We start from the raw sequence: 16,782 nt of genomic DNA on the forward strand, positions 1-16,782 counted from the left end.
CTGCCAGCCGCGCTTTCCCGGGATCTTGGCGGAATGAACCCTTCCGGGACAGGATGCCCGCATGAAGAGCGATCTTTTTTCCTCGGGGCACATGGCGGAGCCGGCCACCGAGGCCGGCATGACGCTGCAGAACGCCAAGTCCATCAAGTACGCGGTCAACGGCGAGATGCTCGCACGCCAGGGAGCGATGATCGCCTACCGCGGGAACCTCCAGTTCGAGCGGCGCGGCCAGGGCATAGGGGGCATGCTCAAGCGCGCGGTCACCGGTGAGGGCCTGCCCCTGATGGCGGTCCAGGGCCAGGGCGAGGCGTGGTTCGCGCACGAGGCGCAGAACTGCTTCATCGTCGACATCGAGCAGGGCGACGTCCTGACCGTCAACGGCCGCAACGTCCTCTGCTTCGACGCCTCCCTCTCCTACGAGATCAAGACCGTCAAGGGCTCCGGCATCACCGGCGGCGGCCTCTTCAACAGCGTCTTCACCGGCTGGGGCCGGCTCGGCCTGGTCTGCGAGGGCAACCCGCTGGTCATCCCGGTCACCCCGCAGCAGCCGGTGTACGTCGACACCGACGCGGTCGTCGGCTGGACCGCGAACCTGAACACCTCGCTGCACCGCTCGCAGTCCATCGGCTCGATGATCCGCGGCGGCTCCGGCGAGGCCGTGCAGCTGATGCTCCAGGGCGAGGGCTACGTCATCGTCCGCCCGAGCGAGGTGACCCCGAAGAAGGCCGAGCAGCACTGAGGCCCCGCGAGCGGCACTGAGGCCCCGCGCGCAGCACTGGGGCCCTGAGCAGCACCGAGGCCCTGCGCGGCCCGGGCCCGGCGGCCGTCGGCGGGACGGCACCGGCGGCCCCGGGGCGACTACCCTGGTCCGTATGGACGAGGACCAGGGTCAGGGCGAGTGGGAGCGGGGAGACGAAACCGACGCGGCGTACTACGACCCGTCCGCCCCCGAGCGGCCCGACCCGGCCGAGGGGCCGCCGTACGCCGAATGCGTGCTGTGCCGCGAGCCCACCGAGTACCCGGAGTCCACCAAGGGCATCACGCTCTGCCCGGTGTGCGAGTGGCAGGAGGCCCAGCGCACCGCCTGCTCCGGCTGACGGCGCCGACGCGCCCGGAAGAGCCCGGCTCTAACCCTTCGCGGACGAGCCGATGAGCTCCGAGACCTTCACGAAGCGGTAGCCGCGCCTGCGCAGCTCCGGCACGATCCGCTGGACCGCCCGGTCGGTGACGGGCGCCGCGCTGCGGGTGCAGTGCATGACCACCAGCGAGCCCGGCTTCACACCGGCCAGCACCTGCTCGGCCACGGCGTCCCCGTCGCGCGCGAAGGCGTCGCCGCTCACCACGTCCCACTGCACCGCGGTCATCTTCAGCGGGGCCAGGGTCCGCAGCACCTGGTCGTCGAAGCAGCCGCCGGGGAAGCGGAAGTACGGCACCGCGTTGCGCACTCCCGCCTTCTTGAAGGAGGCGGCCGCCTTCTCCACGTCGGCGCGCATCCCGTCCCCGCCGACGACGGGCAGCCCGTAGCAGGGGGACTTGAAGGCGTAGTGGCTGTACGAGTGGTTGGCGACCTCGAAGTTCGGGTCGGTCCCGATGGCGTGCGCCTGGGCCGGGTACTCCTCGGCCCACCGGCCCGTCATGAACACGGTCGCGGGGACCTTCAGCCGACGCAGGTCGGCGATGAGCGCGGGGTTGTCGAAGCGTTCGCCGCGCGCCGCGCGCTGCCCCTGGTCGGCGGTCATGTCGGCGTCGAAGGTGAGCGCGACGACCTTCTGCCCGCCCTGGGGGGCCCGGCTGAAGACCGGGGTGAGACCGCCGGGGCCCGGCGCGAGCGTGGGCGCCTGCCGGGGGGCCCGCGCCGCGGGGGAGGCGGGCGTCGCCGAAGCGGCGGTGGACGGCCTGCTCGCGCCCGGCGCCGCCTTCGCGCCGGGGTCGACGGGAGCCGGATCGGAGCCGCAGCCCGCGAGTGCCGCCCCGATAACGGCAATCGACAGCAGCTTTCGTACAGAAATGGTCACGGGCGGAAGCTATCCGATCATTTGCTGATCGGCGGGGTGCGTCGCCGCCGGGCGCATACGTTTCCGGCCAATGAGTGAACCGGAGGGAACCGCTCCGAGATTCCGGCACCCGGCAGGGTCCTCCGTCGTTCGCGGGGCGCTCCGGCGCGACGCCCGGACCCGGCCGCCTGTCCTCGGTCCGCCCTCCGCTTGCCGCGACCCGGTTCGCCGCCGGGAAGGCGCATATGCCGGTCGAGGTGCGTGATCCGTCATGTTGGGAGCGGGTGTTCACCGCAGCGAAGCGGGCGGCCCGCATCCGCCCAGGCGGCCGCACGCGGCGGACGCGCTCATTCCCTTTTCCCGTGCGGCAGTCGAGGGGGCGCTTCCGTCGGCGGTGTGATCCGTACAGAGCAATCGGTTTCTTTGCCGAGCGCATACAGAGTTCAATTTCGGCCTCGGCGACACGACCCTTGTCGCTCCGGCGGACCCGTGGTTAGGCTCCCGCTCGTTTCGAATCCTGCACACTTTCTTCGCAACCTGACCAACTGTGGGGTGGCTGTGCGCGAACCAGGGTTATCAGCCTGGGCGGAGTTGTCACCGGAGGCGCCGATACGGCCCCGACCGGTCGAGCCGACCCAGCGGCCCGCCTCGCCGGTGGGGTGCTAGTGGGATCCGCCACCGCGGCCACCGGCCGGGCGGCCGTCCGCGGGCCGCTGTCCCGGGACGTCCGGCTGTTCTGGTGCGCCAACGCCACCGACGCGCTCGGCACCCAGGCCTCCGGCGTCGTCCTGCCGCTGCTGCTCCTGGGCCTCGGCCACTCCGCCGCGACCGTCGGACTCGTCGCGGGCGTCTCCACCGCGGCCGGGCTGCTTCTCGCCCCGTTCGCCGCCGTACCCGCCGACCGGGGCGCGCGCAAACCGGTGATGCTCTGGTCCGCCGTGGTCTCGGCGCTCGCCATGGGCGCGGTCGCCCTCGCCGCCGCCACGGGCCGCCCGCCCCTCGCCCTGCTCCTCGGCGCGGTTCTGGTGGAACGTTTCTCCACGGCGGTGTACGAGGCCGCCGCCGCCGGCACCGTCGTGCTGATCGCCCCGCCCGCCGACAGCCCCCGGGTGGTGGCCGGGCTCTCCGCCGGCGACCAGGGTGCCCTGGTCCTCGGCCCGGCCCTGGGCGGCGCCCTCTACCAGGTCTCCCGCGCCCTGCCCTTCGCCGCCGACGCCCTCTCGTACACGGTCACCGCGGTGTGCGTGGGCGCGCTCGGGTCGGACCTGCGGCCGGGGGACGGAGAAGCGGCCAAAACCGGTCCGGACCTGCGGCCGGGGGACGGGGAAGCCACCGGAACCGCACCGGAGCCGGGACCGGGGGGGCCGGGGCACAGGGGTGCCTCCGGCGCCCGGAGCCCGGAAAGCCCCCGGCGGAACCGTCCGCACCGTCCGCACCGTCCGCACCGTCCGCGCCGCCCCGCCCTCCGCGCCGAACTCGGCGCCGGGCTCGCCCTCGTGCGCACCTCGCCCTTCCTGCGGCTCGTCCTGATCTGGACGACCACCGTCAACGGCGTGATCGTCGCGCTGTACTACGGCGCCGTCTTCACCCTCCAGAAGGGCGGCCACGGGGGCGCCCCGATGGGACTCGTCCTCGCGCTCTCCGGTGCCGCCGGGCTCACCGGGGCGCTCGCCGCGCCCCGCGTCGTCGGACGGATCGGCGCGGCCCGGCTGCTCATCGGCGTCTCCTGGCTGCTCGTGCCGCTCGCCGCCGCGCTCGCGACGGCCCGGGGACCCTGGACGTACGGCGGCCTGTTCGGCGTGTTCTGCCTGCTGATGCCGCTGGTCACCGTGGTGCTCCAGTCCCGGGCGATCCAGGAGACCCCGCCCGCGCTCCAGGCCCGTACCGCCGCGGTCCTCGCCACCGCCGTCGGCGGCTCGGCCGCCCTCGCGCCCGTCCTCGCCGGAGTGTGCGCCTCCCGCGCGGGCACGGCCGCGCCCGCCGTCGCGAGCGCGGCAGTGCTCACCCTGCTGGCCTGCTGGACGACGTACGTACGGATACCGGCCCGGGCAGGTACCGTATGACCGGCCGCTACCAGGTGTACCGGGCCGCCCTTCCCGAGGTGTGCGCCGCCGACCCCGCGCGGATGGCCTTCACCGGGGACGCCGAGGGCCGCTGCGAGGTGTTCACCTGGGACGCCAGGACCGGGCGCACCCGGCAGGTCACCGACCGCCCGCACGGCACCTTCCACCACGCCCTCGACCGCGACGGGCGGGTGTGGTGGTTCGACGAGGACGAACACGGCCGAGGGCACTGGCGGTTCCAGCCGTTCGAGGGCGGCCCCGACCGCCCGGGTCTGACCGGACCGCCCCCGGGCGAGCCGCGCGGCCTCGCCGTGAGCGACGACGCGACGGTCGCGATCGGCCTCGGGAACGCCATGACCACCACCGTCCACATCGGCCCGCGCGGCGGCCCGGCCCGCGAGGTGACGCGCGTGGGCGGGCACGCCACCCTGTCCGGCATCACCCCCGACGGCCGCCTCCTCGCCCTCGGCGGCACCGCGGGCTCGGCCCGGGCCGTCACCGTCCTGGCCGAGGACGGCACCACGCGCGCGGTGCTGCCCGGCGACGGCCCGCACGGCAGACTCTGGTGCCTGGGCTTCGCCCCCGCGGGCGACCGCGCCGAACTGCTCCTCGTCCGCGAGTGCGACGACCAGTACGTACTGGCGAGTTGGCGCCCGGACGACGACGGCGGCCCCGGAACGCTCACCACCCACTCCTGGTGCGCCTTCGACACCGAGATCACCGCCCGCTGGCACCCCGACGCGGGCTCGGTCCTCGTCCGCCAGGACCGCCACGGCCGCAGCACCCTGCACCGCGCCGACCTGCGCGCCCGTACGGTCGAACGCGTACCGACCCCGCGCGGCACCCTCCTGGACGCCGCGCCCCGCGCCGGCGGGGACGTCCACTACCTCTGGACCGACACCGCGCACCCGCCCCGGCTGGCCTCCACCGCCGGGACCCCGCTGCCGCCCACGCACGGCATCCCCGCCCCCGTACCCGGCGAGCACCGCGACCTGTGGACGACCGGCCCCGACGGCCCGGTCCACAGCCTGCTCAGCCTGCCCGAGGGCCGCCGCGGACCCGTCCCCGCGGTGTTCCTGGTGCACGGCGGGCCCGCCGACCACGACCGGGACGCCTACGACGGCGTGGTGCACTCCCTCGTCGCCTCCGGCTTCGCCGTCGTCCGCGTCAACTACCGCGGCTCCACCGGCTACGGGCCGCGCTGGCGCCGGGCGTTCGGCCAGGGCGTCGGGCTCACCCAGGCCGAGGACCTCACCGCGGTCCGCGCCGACCTGGTCGCGCGTGGTGTCGTCCGCGCCGACGCGGTCGGGTTGTGGGGCACCTCCTGGGGCGGCTATCTCGTCCTGCTCGCCCTCGGGCTGCGTCCGGAGCTGTGGCAGGCGGGCGTCGCGGTGAAACCGGTGGCCGACTGCGCCGCCGCCCACCGCACCAGCACCCCGGCGCTGCGCGCCCTGGACGAGCGGCTGTTCGGCGGCACCCCCGAGGAGGTGCCCGAACGGTACGAGCGCAGCTCGCCCATCCGGTACGCGGCCGCCGTGCGGGCCCCGCTCCTGGTCGTCGCCGCGACCCGGGACGCCAAGTGCCCGCCCGGCCAGGTGCGCGACTACCTCACCGCGCTGCGCCAAGCGCGCGTACCGCACGAGTCGATGTGGCTGGAGACCGGCCACGACGGCTACCAGGGCGAGCACCACGTGGCGGTCCTGCGCCGCGCCGTGCTCTTCCTCGACCGCGAGCTGCGCGGCCCCCGCCGCTCGGCCGCCCCCCGTACTCCCCGCTCGGACCGGAGCGGGGATTCCGGACGGGTCCGCACCACGGCCCCCGCCGGAACAGGCACCACCCGACACGATGAGAGGAGTTCCCATGCAGAAGGACATCATCCAGAACGACCCGCTCGCGGGTGACGAGGAGAACCGCAAGCCGAGCGTCGGCGTGACCATCAAGGTTCCGTTCCGCAACGCCGAGGACGGCGAAGAGGACTGATCCCCGCTGGCCGGTCCGGCGGTCGAGACCGCCGGACCGGCCGGTGCCGGGCCCCGAGGCTCCGGCCCGGGGCCCGGGCCCCTTTTCCTTACGTCTCGGTATTCGCGAGGAGTCGACATGCGTGTTCTGCTGGTCAATATGCCCTGGTCGCCGATCGATCTGCCGTCGCTGGCCCTGGGAATCCTCAAACGCAGCGTCGACGAACGCGTGCCGGGCGCCCGGGCCGAAGTGCTGCACGCCAATCTCGAATTCACCGACTGGATCACCCGGCGCACCGAATTCACCGCCGACGACTACGAGTACTACGCGCTCTCCTCCTATTTCATGGGCTGCGGCGACTGGGTCTTCTCCTCCGCCCTGTACGACGACCCCGCCTGGCGCGACCAGGAGTTCGCGGACGCGATGAAGGGAAAGCTCCGCAAGTCCCGGCTGCGTATGTCACAGGAACTGCACCGCGCCGCCCCGGAGTTCGTCGGGATGATCGCCGAGCGGATCGTGGCGTACGGCCCCGATGTCGTCGGGTTCACCTCCACCTTCCAGCAGAACACCGCGGCCCTCGCCGCCGCCAAGCACGTCAAACGGCTCGCCCCGCACATCGTGACCGTCATGGGCGGTGCCAACTGCGACGGCGAGCAGGGCGAGGCCGTCCACCGCAACTTCCCCTTCGTGGACCACGTCATCCGCGGCGAGGGCGAGACCGCCTTCCCCCAGCTGCTCACCACCCTCGGTGAGGGCTCCGACCCGGCCGCGCTCGCCACCGTGCCAGGCCTGTGCCACCGCGGCGCCGATGGTGGGAGCGTGGTCAACCCGATGGCCACCAGCCCGATCCCGCCCGCCGCGATCCTGCCCCCCGACTACAGCGGCTACTTCGAGCGCCTGGGCACCTCGGTGGCCCGCAACTGGGTCGAGCCGAAGCTGGTCGTCGAGGGCGCCCGGGGCTGCTGGTGGGGCGAGAAGCACCACTGCACGTTCTGCGGGCTCAACGGCTCCTTCATGCAGTACCGCTCCAAGGCCCCCGAGACCTTCTTCTCGGAGATCATGGAACTCGCCCGGCAGCACCGCGTCCTCGACATGTACCTCGTCGACAACATCCTCGACATGGGCTACCTCTCCACGGTCCTGCCGCGCATCATCGAGAGCGGCTACGACCTGCGCATGCACATCGAAATCAAGGCCAACATGCGCCGCAGCCAGCTCCGTACGCTCGCGGACGCCGGACTGATCTACGTCCAGCCCGGCATCGAGAGCCTCAACAACCGTGTCCTGGACCTGATGGACAAGGGCGTCAGCGGCTGCCAGAACGTCCGCATGCTGCGCGACGGCGCCGAGACCGGCCTCTCCGTCGCCTGGAACTACCTGCACGGCTTCCCCGGCGAGACCGCCGAGGACTACGACCCGGTGATCGCCCAGATACCGGCGCTCGAACACCTCAACCCGCCGGTCGACCTGTCCGCGCGCATCGCCATCGAACGCTTCAGCCCCTACTTCAACCGCCCCGAGCTCGGCTTCGACGGCCTGCGCCCCGAGGAGCACTACCGCTTCACCTACGACCTGCCGGAGTCCGAGCTCTACGACCTCGCGTACGTCTTCGAGGCCCCGCAGCGCGGTATCGGCGAGCCCACGGTGACCGCCCTCAACGACGCGCTGGACGCCTGGAAGAAGAACCACGCGGACGCCCGCCTCACCCACGCCGACCTGGGGGACCGCATCGTCCTGGTCAGCCGGCGGCGGAGGTTCGCGTGGCGCGCGCTGGAGCTGACCGACCCGTTCGAGCTGATCGCCTTCCGCCTCCTCGACCAGCCGCACACCGCCGCGGCCCTCACCCGCAAGGCCGCCGCCCGGGCCAAGGACGCCGCCCGCGACGAGGACGGGGTGCAACGCCTCCTCGACTCCTGGGTCGAGCTCGGCCTGGTCTTCACCGACGGCGGCCAGTACGTCCACATCGCGCCCTCGGCCGTGAACGAGGACCTGCTGCGCCTGGACTTCATGCGCCACGCCCACGCGGCACTCGACGCGGCCGGGCAGCCCGCGGGCCCGGAGCCGGCCCGCGCCGAGCCCGCCCGCCCGGAGCCCGCGCCCGTATGACCGGGCGACCGCCGACCGCCGACAGCGTGCCGCCCGTAGGAGCCGCAACGAGCTGCGAGAGCTCCATGAGCCCCAAGAGCCGGAAGACCGTACGAGCCGGAGGACCAGCCCGATGAGTACCGCCCTCACCCCGCGCACCGCGGCCCTCACCGTCGCCGCCTGGCGCGACTACGACCCCGACGCCTGTGCGCTGCCCGGGATGCACCTGGGCGACCTCGAAGTGACCGGCCCCTCGGGGGAGGAGGCCGACCGGCTGTGGGAGGCGGGCGTGCGCCGCGTCCGCCTCGCCGAGACGGTCGACCTCGCGGACCTGAGTGCCCCGGACGCCGCCCGGCGGGCCGTACGCGCGCTGAGCCTGGCCCGCGACCTGACGGCCCGGGCCGTCCTGGTGGAGTGGAAGCTGCGGCTCGACCCCGCGGCCGACGCGGACACCTGGAAGCTCCTGAGCCATATCCAGCCACCGCAGCGCCTGGAGGGCCCCGCCGACGCGGCCGGGGCGCTGCGCCAGTGGCGCGAGGGTCACTATCTGTGCAAGTGCCTGTGGCGCCAGGGGCCCGGTTTCGTTCAGATCCGTGACCGCCGCTGGGGCGACCTGCGCCGCTTCACCGCCGACGAGCCGGAGTACCACGAGGTCATCAGGGCCCTCGTCCACGGCGCCCCGGCCGACTCCGTCCCGTCCGCGGTCCTCGCCGACTTCCTCTCCGAGAAGCTGGTCCTGAAGGTGGGCGACCTGGCGTGGTGGCTGCCGTACCGGGTGAGCCGCTGGATCCAGGAGGCGATGGCCATCTGAGGGCCGCCCGCGCGGTCAGGCCAGCAGCCGCCCGCGGCACTCCGCCACGTCGAAGTCGCCCTGGGGATACCGGGGGCCGAGTTCGCGCAACTGCTCCAGGAGCAGGCGGCTGACCGCCCAGTTGCGGTACCACTTGCGGTCGGCGGGCACCACGTACCAGGGCGCCGCGTCCGTCGAACACCGCTCCAGGGCGATCTCGTACGCCTTCTGGTACGCGGGCCACAGTTCCCGCTCGTCGAGGTCGCCCGGGTTGAACTTCCAGTGCTTGTCCGGGTTGTCGAGGCGTTCGAGCAGGCGGCGTCGCTGCTGCTCGGGGCTGATGTGCAGGAAGACCTTGACCAGGCTGACGCCGTCCTCCGCGAGCGACTCCTCGAACCGGTTGATCTGGCCGTAGCGCCGGCCCAGCCGCCGGTGCGGGACCAGCTCGTGGACCCGGGCGATCAGTACGTCCTCGTAGTGCGAGCGGTCGAAGATGCCGATCTCGCCGGGCCCCGGCAGCGCCCGCATGATCCGCCACAGGAATGGATGGCTCAGCTCCTCGCGGGTGGGTGCCTTGAACGCCCTGATCCGGCAGCCGGACGGGTTGAACATGCCGATGACGTGCTTGACCGTGCCGCCCTTGCCGCTGGTGTCCATGCCCTGGAGCACCAGCAGCACCCGGCGCCGGTCGCCCGCCGTGCTCGCCGCGTACAGCCGCTCCTGGAGCCCGGCGAGCTCCTCGCGCATCCCGGCCGTCGCCGCAAGCCCCTGCGCCTTGTCCTTCGGCCCGGCGGGGACGGCGTCGGCCGCGAAGGACGCGAGGTCGACGGGTTTGCCCCCGGGGACGCGCAGCAGCCGGCGCAGGTCCGGCTGCCCGGGCCTCTTCCCGCCCTTGCCGCTCTTGCCGCGCTTCTCGGCCACCGCGCACCCCTTCCCGTCGGTTCCCTCGATCGTGCGACGGAACGCGACGCGGCGCGAACGCTAACGGGCGAAGGGGCCCGTCACCGCGAAGGTCGTTCCCGGTGTGTAGCAGTTGACGTACATCGTCTGCCCGTCCGGGGCGAAGGTGACTCCCGCGAACTCGCCCCACTCGGGGGCGCCGGGCTTGCCGATGTCCTGCCGTCCGCGCGCCATCGCGTACACCTTGCCGCGCCGGGTCAGACCGAAGACGTGCTGGGCGCCGTTGCCGTCCTCGCACACCATCAGCCCGCCGTCCGGGGCGAGGCAGATGTTGTCCGGTGACTCGCCGGGCAGCTGGACGTCGGTGGCAGGGCCGAAGACGACGACCAGGGTGAGACGGCGGTGCCTGGGGTCGTACCGCCACACCTGGCCGAAGTGGTCGGCGCCCGAGCCCTCCGCCACGCGCGCGTAGCTGGAGACGAAGTAGACGCGGTCACCGCTCCAGTAGCAGCCCTCCAGCTTCTGCGCGTGGGTGATGCCGCGCGGGCCGAAGTCCTGGAGCCGGATCGGTGTCCGCCGGGCCGAGGGGTCGGGCACCGGCACCCATTCGATGCCCTCGAACCGGGTCCCCGGCTCCTGGACCACGGACAGATCGGGCACGTCCGGGACGCGCATCGCCTCCAGGGTGCCGCCCGCCCGCAGGGAGCCGGTGCCGCCGAGCGGCCGGTTCGGCAGGAAGCGGTAGAAGAGCCCGAAGGGCCGGTCGAAGGCGTCCTCCGTCTCGTAGACGACACCGCGCCGCGGGTCGATCGCGACCGCCTCGTGCTGGAAGCGGCCCAGGGCCGTCAGCGGTACGGCTCCGGTGCGGCGCGGGTCGGCGCCGTCGACCTCGAAGACGTAGCCGTGGTCCTTGGTGTAGCCGTTGGTGCCCGCCCGGTCCTCGGTCTCCTCGCAGGTCAGCCAGGTGTTCCAAGGGGTACGGCCGCCCGCGCAGTTGACGGCGGTGCCGCTGAGGGCGACCCGCTCGGACAGCACCCGGTTGTCGCAGTCGAGCTCCAGGGCCGTACAGCCGCCCTTGCCCATCGGGTCGTACACCAGTCCCTCCGCGTGCGGGACCGGGATCGCGGCGGTGACCCGGTTCTCGTGGTTGCGCACCAGCCGGACGCCCCCGTGGGGCCCGGCGAACGCGGCCATGCCGTCGTGGTTGCTCGGCACCCGGCCCCCGCCGGAGCGCAGCGGGTCGCCCTCCCGGGAGAGCACCCGGTAGCGGAAGCCCTCCGGCAGATCGAGCAGCCCGGCCGGGTCGGGCACGAGCGGCCCGTAGCCGCGCCGGCTGGCGGCGGCCGCGGCGGGGCTGCCGGCGAAGAGCTCGCCGACGGCGCCCGTGAAGGCGATCGCGGCGGCCGAGGCGCCGGTACGGGCGAGGATCTGACGTCGTGTTGCTCGTGCTTCGGACATGAGGCAACTCCCCTGCTGGCGGACAGGAAGACGTGACCCGCATGATCTATCACGCGATCAGGTGATAGGAGAACCATGCGGGCCGTGTCGCCTCAGGTGGCCGGAAAAGGCCGGTGACTCAGGCCAGCTCGGCGGTGAGCGTGATGGTCGTCCCCGTCAGCGCCTGGCTGACCGGGCAGTTCTTCTTGGCGTCCTCGGCGGCGGCCGCGAAGCCCTGCTCGTCCAGGCCCGGCACCTCGCCGCGCACGGTGAGGTGGATGCCGGTGATGCCCTCGCCGGGCTGGAACGTCACGTCCGCCTTGGTCTCCAGCCGGGTGGGCGGGTTGCCCGCACCGGTCAGGGCGTGCGAGAGGGCCATGGAGAAGCAGCTGGAGTGAGCCGCCGCGATGAGCTCCTCCGGGCTGGTCTTGCCGTTGGCCTGCTCGGCGCGGGACGCCCAGCTGACCGGCTGCTCACCGATGCCGGACGAGTCGAAGGTGACGGTCCCCGAGCCCTTGAGGAGCTCGCCCTCCCAGACCGTGTGCGCCGTACGCGTGGTGGCCATGATGTATCCCTTCTGGTGGCTGAGGGGGTGCGGTGCGGGGCCCCCTGTGTGCCAAACCTACTGCTCGACAAGCCCCTTCGCGTCGCGCGCGAGGGCGGTGAGCCGGGAGATCGCCCGGAAGTACTTCTTCCGGTAGCCGCCGTTCAGCATCTCGTCACTGAAGAGCCGGTCGAAGGGGGCCCCGGACGCCAGCACCGGCACCTCGCGGTCGTAGAGCCGGTCGGCGAGCACCACCAGCCGCAGCGCCGTCGACTGGTCGGGAACCGGCTGGACGTCGGTGAGGCAGACGGCCTTCACCCCGTCGGTGAGCGCCCCGTACCGGCTGGGGTGGACCCGCGAGAGATGGCCGAGCAGCCCGGGGAAGTCGTCGAGCGCCGCGCCCTCGGTCGCGTACGCGGCCTTGGTGACCTGCTCGTCCGAGTACGGCGCCGGGGCCTCGGGCAGCCCCCGGTGGCGGTAGTCCTCACCGTCGATCCGCAGCGGGCGGAAGTGCGCCGACAGGCCCTGGATCTCGCGCAGGAAGTCGACGGCCGCGAACCGGCCCTCGCCCAGCTTGCCGGGCAGCGTGTTGGAGGTCGCGGCCAGCGCCACCCCCTGCTCCACCAGCTTGGCCAGCAGCGACGACACCAGGACCGTGTCACCCGGGTCGTCCAGCTCGAACTCGTCGATGCACAGCAGCCGGTGCCCGCTCAGGGTGCGCACGGTCTGCTGGAAGCCCAGCGCGCCGACCAGGTTCGTCAGCTCGACGAAGGTGCCGAACGCCTTGAGCGAGGGCTCGGCCGGGGTGGCGTGCCACAGCGAGGCCAGCAGATGGGTCTTGCCGACCCCGTACCCGCCGTCGAGGTAGACCCCGCGCGGACCCGCGGGCGCGGCGGGCTTGCGGGCGAACCACTTGCGGCGCCCGCCCCCGCTCGCGTGCGCCCCGCCCAGACCGGCCGCGAAGGAGGCGAGCACCGTGACGGCCTCGCTCTGACTGGGCTGGTTGGGGTCCGGTACGTACGTCTCGAAGCGGACCGAGTCGAACCGCGGCGGCGGCACCATCTCGGCGACCAGACGGTCGGCGGGGACATGCGGCTCGCGGGCGCAGAGCGAGAGCGGGGCCGCTTGGGTTATGGGGCTGGTCGACACAGTTCCCCACTGTAAGCGCCGTGTAAGACTGCACGGATGCGACGCCTGTTCCCTGTGACCGACCAGACACCCGCCTCCGAGGACGGCGCGTGGTCGTTCGACGCGCTGGCCGAGGCCTATGCCTACCCCGAGACGGAGGGCCCCTGGCTGCGGGCCAACATGGTCTCCTCGCTGGACGGGGCGGGCCAGCACGAGGGCCGCTCCCACCCCCTCTCCTCCGACACCGACATGCGGATCTTCGGCACCCTGCGGGCGCTGGCCGACGTCGTCGTGGTGGGTGCGGAAACGGTACGCCAGGAGGGTTACCGCCCGGCCCGGGCGCGGGAGGTCTTCGCGGACCGGCGTGCGGCGGCCGGCCAGGGCCCGGCCCCCGCGATCGCGGTGGTGACGGCCAGCCTCGACCTGGACTTCGGCCTGCCCCTGTTCTCCTCGCCGCTGGTCCCGACGATCGTGCTGACCGGCGCTTCGGCGCCGCCGGACCGCCTCCGCGAGGCGGAGGTGGCCGGCGCGGACGTCGTGATCGCCGGTGACGGCCCGGGCGTGGAGCCCGCCCGGGCCGTGGAGGCGCTGGCCTCGCGCGGGATGCGGCGGATGCTCACCGAGGGCGGCCCCCGCCTGCTGGGCCAGTTCGTGGCCGCCGGAGTGCTCGACGAGCTCTGTCTGACCATGTCGCCGCTGATGACCGCGGGCACCGCCCAGCGGATCGCCGGCGGACCCGCGGTGAGCGCCCCGGAGCAGTTCCGGCTGGACACGCTGCTGGAAGAGGCCGGGTTCCTCTACACCCGTTACCTTCGGATCTGACAATCGGCGGAATTTGCCGTTCCGGTTAGCTCCGGTTGGGCACACTTACTCACGCAGACCCCGTGCGGGCACGGGGAAGGATGGTTTCCGCAGGGGCGGGTAACCACGTCGAGGCCCCGCTGCCTCGCGGGGAACCGCATGAGCGAAGAGAAGGGCGTTTGTCGTGTTCACAAGCGTATTGATGATCGAGAAACCCCTGACCTCCGTGGACGTGGAATTCGTCACCACCCTGCACGGCGACGAGCCCGTCTCCTTCGTCGTGCTCATGCAGCCCCGCGGCGACCAGGACCGCCTCCTGCGCGCCATCGACGACGTGGCGCTCGGCGAACTCGACGAAGCCGTCCACGAGGCCGACGAACCCGAAGGGCAGGAGGCCCAGGCCCCCGCCGCCCGCGCCCTGGAGCACTCCCTGCAGTCCCTGCGCGCAAGCGGCAGCGCGGCCGTCGGCCAGCTCGTCGAGGACCACCCCCTCGACCTGCTGAAGTCCGTCGTCGAGGGGGTCAAGGCCGACGAGGTCATCGTCCTGACCGCGCCGCACTACGTGGAGGAGTTCTTCCACCGCGACTGGGCCTCCCGCGCCCGGCACAAGGTCGGCGTCCCCGTCCTGAAGCTCTTCGCGCACAGCGAGGAGGCGCACAGCGAATAGGGTGATGGCTCACTGGACCGGCCGACCGGTCCAGTGCCGCCGGCCCCACCGGGCCGGCGAACGCCCCGTACGCCGAGCACCCCCGGGAGACACACGCAAATGGCACCCGCGATCCCCACCGCCATGGAACGGCCGCACTTCATCGGCATCGGTGGTGCCGGAATGTCGGGGATCGCGCAGATCCTGGCCCGGCGCGGCGCCAAGGTCGCGGGCAGCGACGCCAAGGAGTCCGAGACGGCGCAGGCGCTGCGAGCGCTCGGCGCGACCGTCCACATCGGACACGCTGCCGAGCACCTCGCCGCCGACGCCACCAGCGTCGTCGTCTCCAGCGCCATCCGCGCCGACAACCCCGAACTCGTCCGCGCGGCCGAGCTCGCCGTCCCCGTCGTCCACCGCTCCGACGCGCTCGCCGCGCTCATGGGCGGTCTGCGCGCCATCGCCGTCGCCGGCACCCACGGCAAGACGACCACCACGTCGATGCTCGCCGTCGCCCTCACCGAGCTGGGCCTCGACCCCTCGTACGCGATCGGCGGCGACCTCGCGGGACCCGGCACCAACGCCCGCCACGGCGACGGCGACATCTTCGTGGCCGAGGCGGACGAGAGCGACCGCAGCTTCCAGAAGTACGACCCCGAGGTCGCCATCGTCCTCAACGTCGAACTAGACCACCACGCCAACTACGCCTCGATGGACGAAATCTACGAGTCCTTCGAGACCTTCGTCGGCAAGGTCGTCCCCGGCGGCACCCTCGTCGTCTCCGCCGACCAGGCGGGCGCCGTAGAGCTCACCCGCCGGGTCCGCGACCTCTCCTCGCTCAAGGTCGTGACGTACGGACAGGACGAGCACGCCGACGTACGCGTCCACAGGATCACCCCGCGCGGTCTGACCAGCGAGGTCACCGTCCTGCTCGGCGGCAAGTACCTGACCTTCACGGTCTCCGTCCCCGGCCGCCACTACGCCCTGAACGCGGTGGCCGCGCTCGCCGCCGGCGTCGCCCTCGGCATCCCGGCGCACAACCTGGCCTCGGCCCTCGGCAAGTACACCGGCGTCAAGCGCCGTCTCCAGCTCAAGGGCGAGGCCGCCGGCGTCCAGGTCATCGACTCCTACGCGCACCACCCGACCGAGATGACCGCGGACCTGGAGGCCATGCGCGCCGCCGCCTCCGACTCCCGGCTCCTCGTCGTCTTCCAGCCCCACCTCTTCTCCCGCACCCAGGAGCTGGGCACCGAGATGGGCCGCGCGCTCGCGCTGGCCGACGCCTCGGTGGTCCTCGACATCTACCCCGCGCGTGAGGACCCGATCCCGGGCGTCACCAGCGCACTGATCGTCGACGCGGCCCGCGCGGCCGGCGCCGACGTCACCACCGTCCACGACAAGACGACGGTGCCGGACGTGATCGCGGGAATGGCCAGGCCCGGCGACCTCGTTCTCACCATGGGCGCGGGCGACGTGACGGACCTGGGCCCCCAGATCCTGGCCCGCCTGTCGAACTGAGGGAGTCCCCGCCATGGCGTACGAGATCGAGAAGCCGGACGAGCAGTGGCGCGCGGAGCTGAGCCCGGCGGAGTACGCGGTGCTGCGCCAGGCCGGCACCGAACCCGCCTTCGTGGGTGAGTACACGGACACCAAGGCGAAGGGCGTCTACTCCTGCCGGGCCTGCGGCGCGGAGCTCTTCACCTCCGAGACGAAGTTCGAGTCGCACTGCGGCTGGCCCTCGTTCTTCGACCCGAAGGACACGGACGCGGTCGAGCTCATCGCCGACCGCTCGCTCGGGATGGTCCGTACGGAGGTGCGCTGCGCCCGCTGCGGCTCCCACCTGGGCCATGTCTTCGAGGGCGAGGGCTACCCGACCCCGACCGACCAGCGGTACTGCATCAACTCCATCTCGCTCCGGCTGACGCCGGACGAGGGCTGAGAGCGGACGACGCGGGACGGGGGACCGGCGTGGTTTGACGCCGGTCCCAAAGGCGCGTAAGGTTCTTCGAGTTGTCACGGAGCCGGAACGGTTCTGCGACAGCCGTCCGCCGCAGACTTGCGGCACCCCAACTCAGCACGACCTCCTCTCCGGGATGAATTTCGGCATGCCGAATTTTATTTCGAATGGGAGTGGACGACTCGAACGGCCCGATTAGGAGCCGCCCGGGAAATCCGCTAGAGTCTGGGACGTCGGAACGGCCCAACAGCCGGAAAGACAAAACGACTTGACCCGGGAGACCGGGAATCGGACACGAAAGAGTCTGATAGAGTCGGAAACGAAGGAAGCGCCCGGAGGGCCCGGAAACGGAAACGAAGGAAGCGCCCGGAGGGCCCGGAAACGGGAACGAAGGAAGCGCCCGGAGGGCCCGGAAACGGGAACGAAGGAAGCGTCCGTACCTTGAGAACTCAACAGCGTGCCAAAAGTCAACGCCAGATTG

The 16,782-nt window shown here is 72.5% G+C and carries 15 protein-coding genes; 10 read left to right on the forward strand and 5 right to left on the reverse strand.

Annotated elements, in window-relative coordinates:
* Positions 1-61: 61 nt before the first annotated feature.
* Positions 62-739, forward strand: a complete 678-nt coding sequence (locus ACZ4MU_RS33965) for an AIM24 family protein (RefSeq protein ID WP_467883390.1) — start codon at positions 62-64, stop codon at positions 737-739.
* 133 nt (positions 740-872) lie between these two features.
* A complete protein-coding gene (locus ACZ4MU_RS33970; RefSeq protein WP_467883391.1) occupies positions 873-1,097 on the forward strand; it encodes a hypothetical protein in 225 nt (74 codons plus the stop codon).
* Positions 1,098-1,127: 30 nt separating this feature from the next.
* Here ACZ4MU_RS33970 and ACZ4MU_RS33975 read toward each other — a convergent pair whose 3' ends face one another.
* Positions 1,128-2,015 carry a polysaccharide deacetylase family protein gene (locus tag ACZ4MU_RS33975; protein WP_467883392.1) on the reverse strand — a complete coding sequence of 296 codons (888 nt, stop codon included), beginning with the start codon at positions 2,013-2,015 and terminating at the stop codon, positions 1,128-1,130.
* Between the two features lie 644 nt (positions 2,016-2,659).
* Between ACZ4MU_RS33975 and ACZ4MU_RS33980 the strand changes: the two genes are divergently transcribed.
* The 4 genes from ACZ4MU_RS33980 (at position 2,660) to ACZ4MU_RS33995 (ending at position 8,912) form a co-directional block, all read left to right on the forward strand.
* Positions 2,660-4,057, forward strand: coding sequence for an MFS transporter (locus ACZ4MU_RS33980; protein ID WP_467883393.1), 1,398 nt, complete (start codon positions 2,660-2,662; stop codon positions 4,055-4,057).
* Positions 4,054-5,958, forward strand: a complete 1,905-nt coding sequence (locus ACZ4MU_RS33985) for a S9 family peptidase (protein WP_467883394.1) — start codon at positions 4,054-4,056, stop codon at positions 5,956-5,958. The genes ACZ4MU_RS33980 and ACZ4MU_RS33985 overlap by 4 nt, the downstream gene beginning before the upstream one ends.
* A gap of 196 nt (positions 5,959-6,154) precedes the next feature.
* The gene (locus ACZ4MU_RS33990; RefSeq protein ID WP_467883395.1) at positions 6,155-8,122 is read left to right on the forward strand and encodes a RiPP maturation radical SAM C-methyltransferase; all 1,968 of its coding nucleotides are present in this window, start codon (positions 6,155-6,157) and stop codon (positions 8,120-8,122) included.
* Positions 8,123-8,234: 112 nt separating this feature from the next.
* Positions 8,235-8,912, forward strand: coding sequence for a DUF5825 family protein (locus ACZ4MU_RS33995; RefSeq protein WP_467883396.1), 678 nt, complete (start codon positions 8,235-8,237; stop codon positions 8,910-8,912).
* A gap of 15 nt (positions 8,913-8,927) precedes the next feature.
* Here the strand turns inward: ACZ4MU_RS33995 and ACZ4MU_RS34000 are convergent, their stop codons facing one another.
* The 4 genes from ACZ4MU_RS34000 to zapE form a co-directional block, all read right to left on the reverse strand.
* On the reverse strand, positions 8,928-9,812 hold the full coding sequence (locus ACZ4MU_RS34000) for a PPK2 family polyphosphate kinase (protein WP_467883397.1): 885 nt from the start codon (positions 9,810-9,812) through the stop codon (positions 8,928-8,930).
* Between the two features lie 60 nt (positions 9,813-9,872).
* The gene (locus ACZ4MU_RS34005) at positions 9,873-11,249 is read right to left on the reverse strand and encodes an alkaline phosphatase PhoX (RefSeq protein WP_467883398.1); all 1,377 of its coding nucleotides are present in this window, start codon (positions 11,247-11,249) and stop codon (positions 9,873-9,875) included.
* A gap of 118 nt (positions 11,250-11,367) precedes the next feature.
* The gene (locus ACZ4MU_RS34010) at positions 11,368-11,793 is read right to left on the reverse strand and encodes an OsmC family protein (RefSeq protein ID WP_467883399.1); all 426 of its coding nucleotides are present in this window, start codon (positions 11,791-11,793) and stop codon (positions 11,368-11,370) included.
* A 57-nt stretch (positions 11,794-11,850) separates the two neighbouring features.
* The gene (gene zapE, locus ACZ4MU_RS34015) at positions 11,851-12,921 is read right to left on the reverse strand and encodes a cell division protein ZapE (protein WP_467883400.1); all 1,071 of its coding nucleotides are present in this window, start codon (positions 12,919-12,921) and stop codon (positions 11,851-11,853) included.
* Between the two features lie 36 nt (positions 12,922-12,957).
* Here zapE and ACZ4MU_RS34020 point away from each other — a divergent pair, with 36 nt between their 5' ends.
* The 4 genes from ACZ4MU_RS34020 to msrB all read left to right on the forward strand — a co-directional run bounded on the left by ACZ4MU_RS34020 (position 12,958) and on the right by msrB (position 16,283).
* Positions 12,958-13,722 carry a pyrimidine reductase family protein gene (locus ACZ4MU_RS34020; RefSeq protein ID WP_467883401.1) on the forward strand — a complete coding sequence of 255 codons (765 nt, stop codon included), beginning with the start codon at positions 12,958-12,960 and terminating at the stop codon, positions 13,720-13,722.
* A gap of 163 nt (positions 13,723-13,885) precedes the next feature.
* Positions 13,886-14,368 carry an indole-3-glycerol phosphate synthase gene (locus ACZ4MU_RS34025; protein WP_467883402.1) on the forward strand — a complete coding sequence of 161 codons (483 nt, stop codon included), beginning with the start codon at positions 13,886-13,888 and terminating at the stop codon, positions 14,366-14,368.
* Between the two features lie 99 nt (positions 14,369-14,467).
* Positions 14,468-15,862 (forward strand): UDP-N-acetylmuramate--L-alanine ligase, encoded by a 1,395-nt coding sequence (gene murC / locus ACZ4MU_RS34030; RefSeq protein ID WP_467883403.1) that lies wholly within the window; start codon positions 14,468-14,470, stop codon positions 15,860-15,862.
* A 13-nt stretch (positions 15,863-15,875) separates the two neighbouring features.
* The gene (gene msrB / locus ACZ4MU_RS34035) at positions 15,876-16,283 is read left to right on the forward strand and encodes a peptide-methionine (R)-S-oxide reductase MsrB (protein WP_467883404.1); all 408 of its coding nucleotides are present in this window, start codon (positions 15,876-15,878) and stop codon (positions 16,281-16,283) included.
* Positions 16,284-16,782 lie beyond the last annotated feature (499 nt).

The sequence above is a fragment of the Streptomyces sp. NPDC026377 genome (assembly GCF_055567715.1).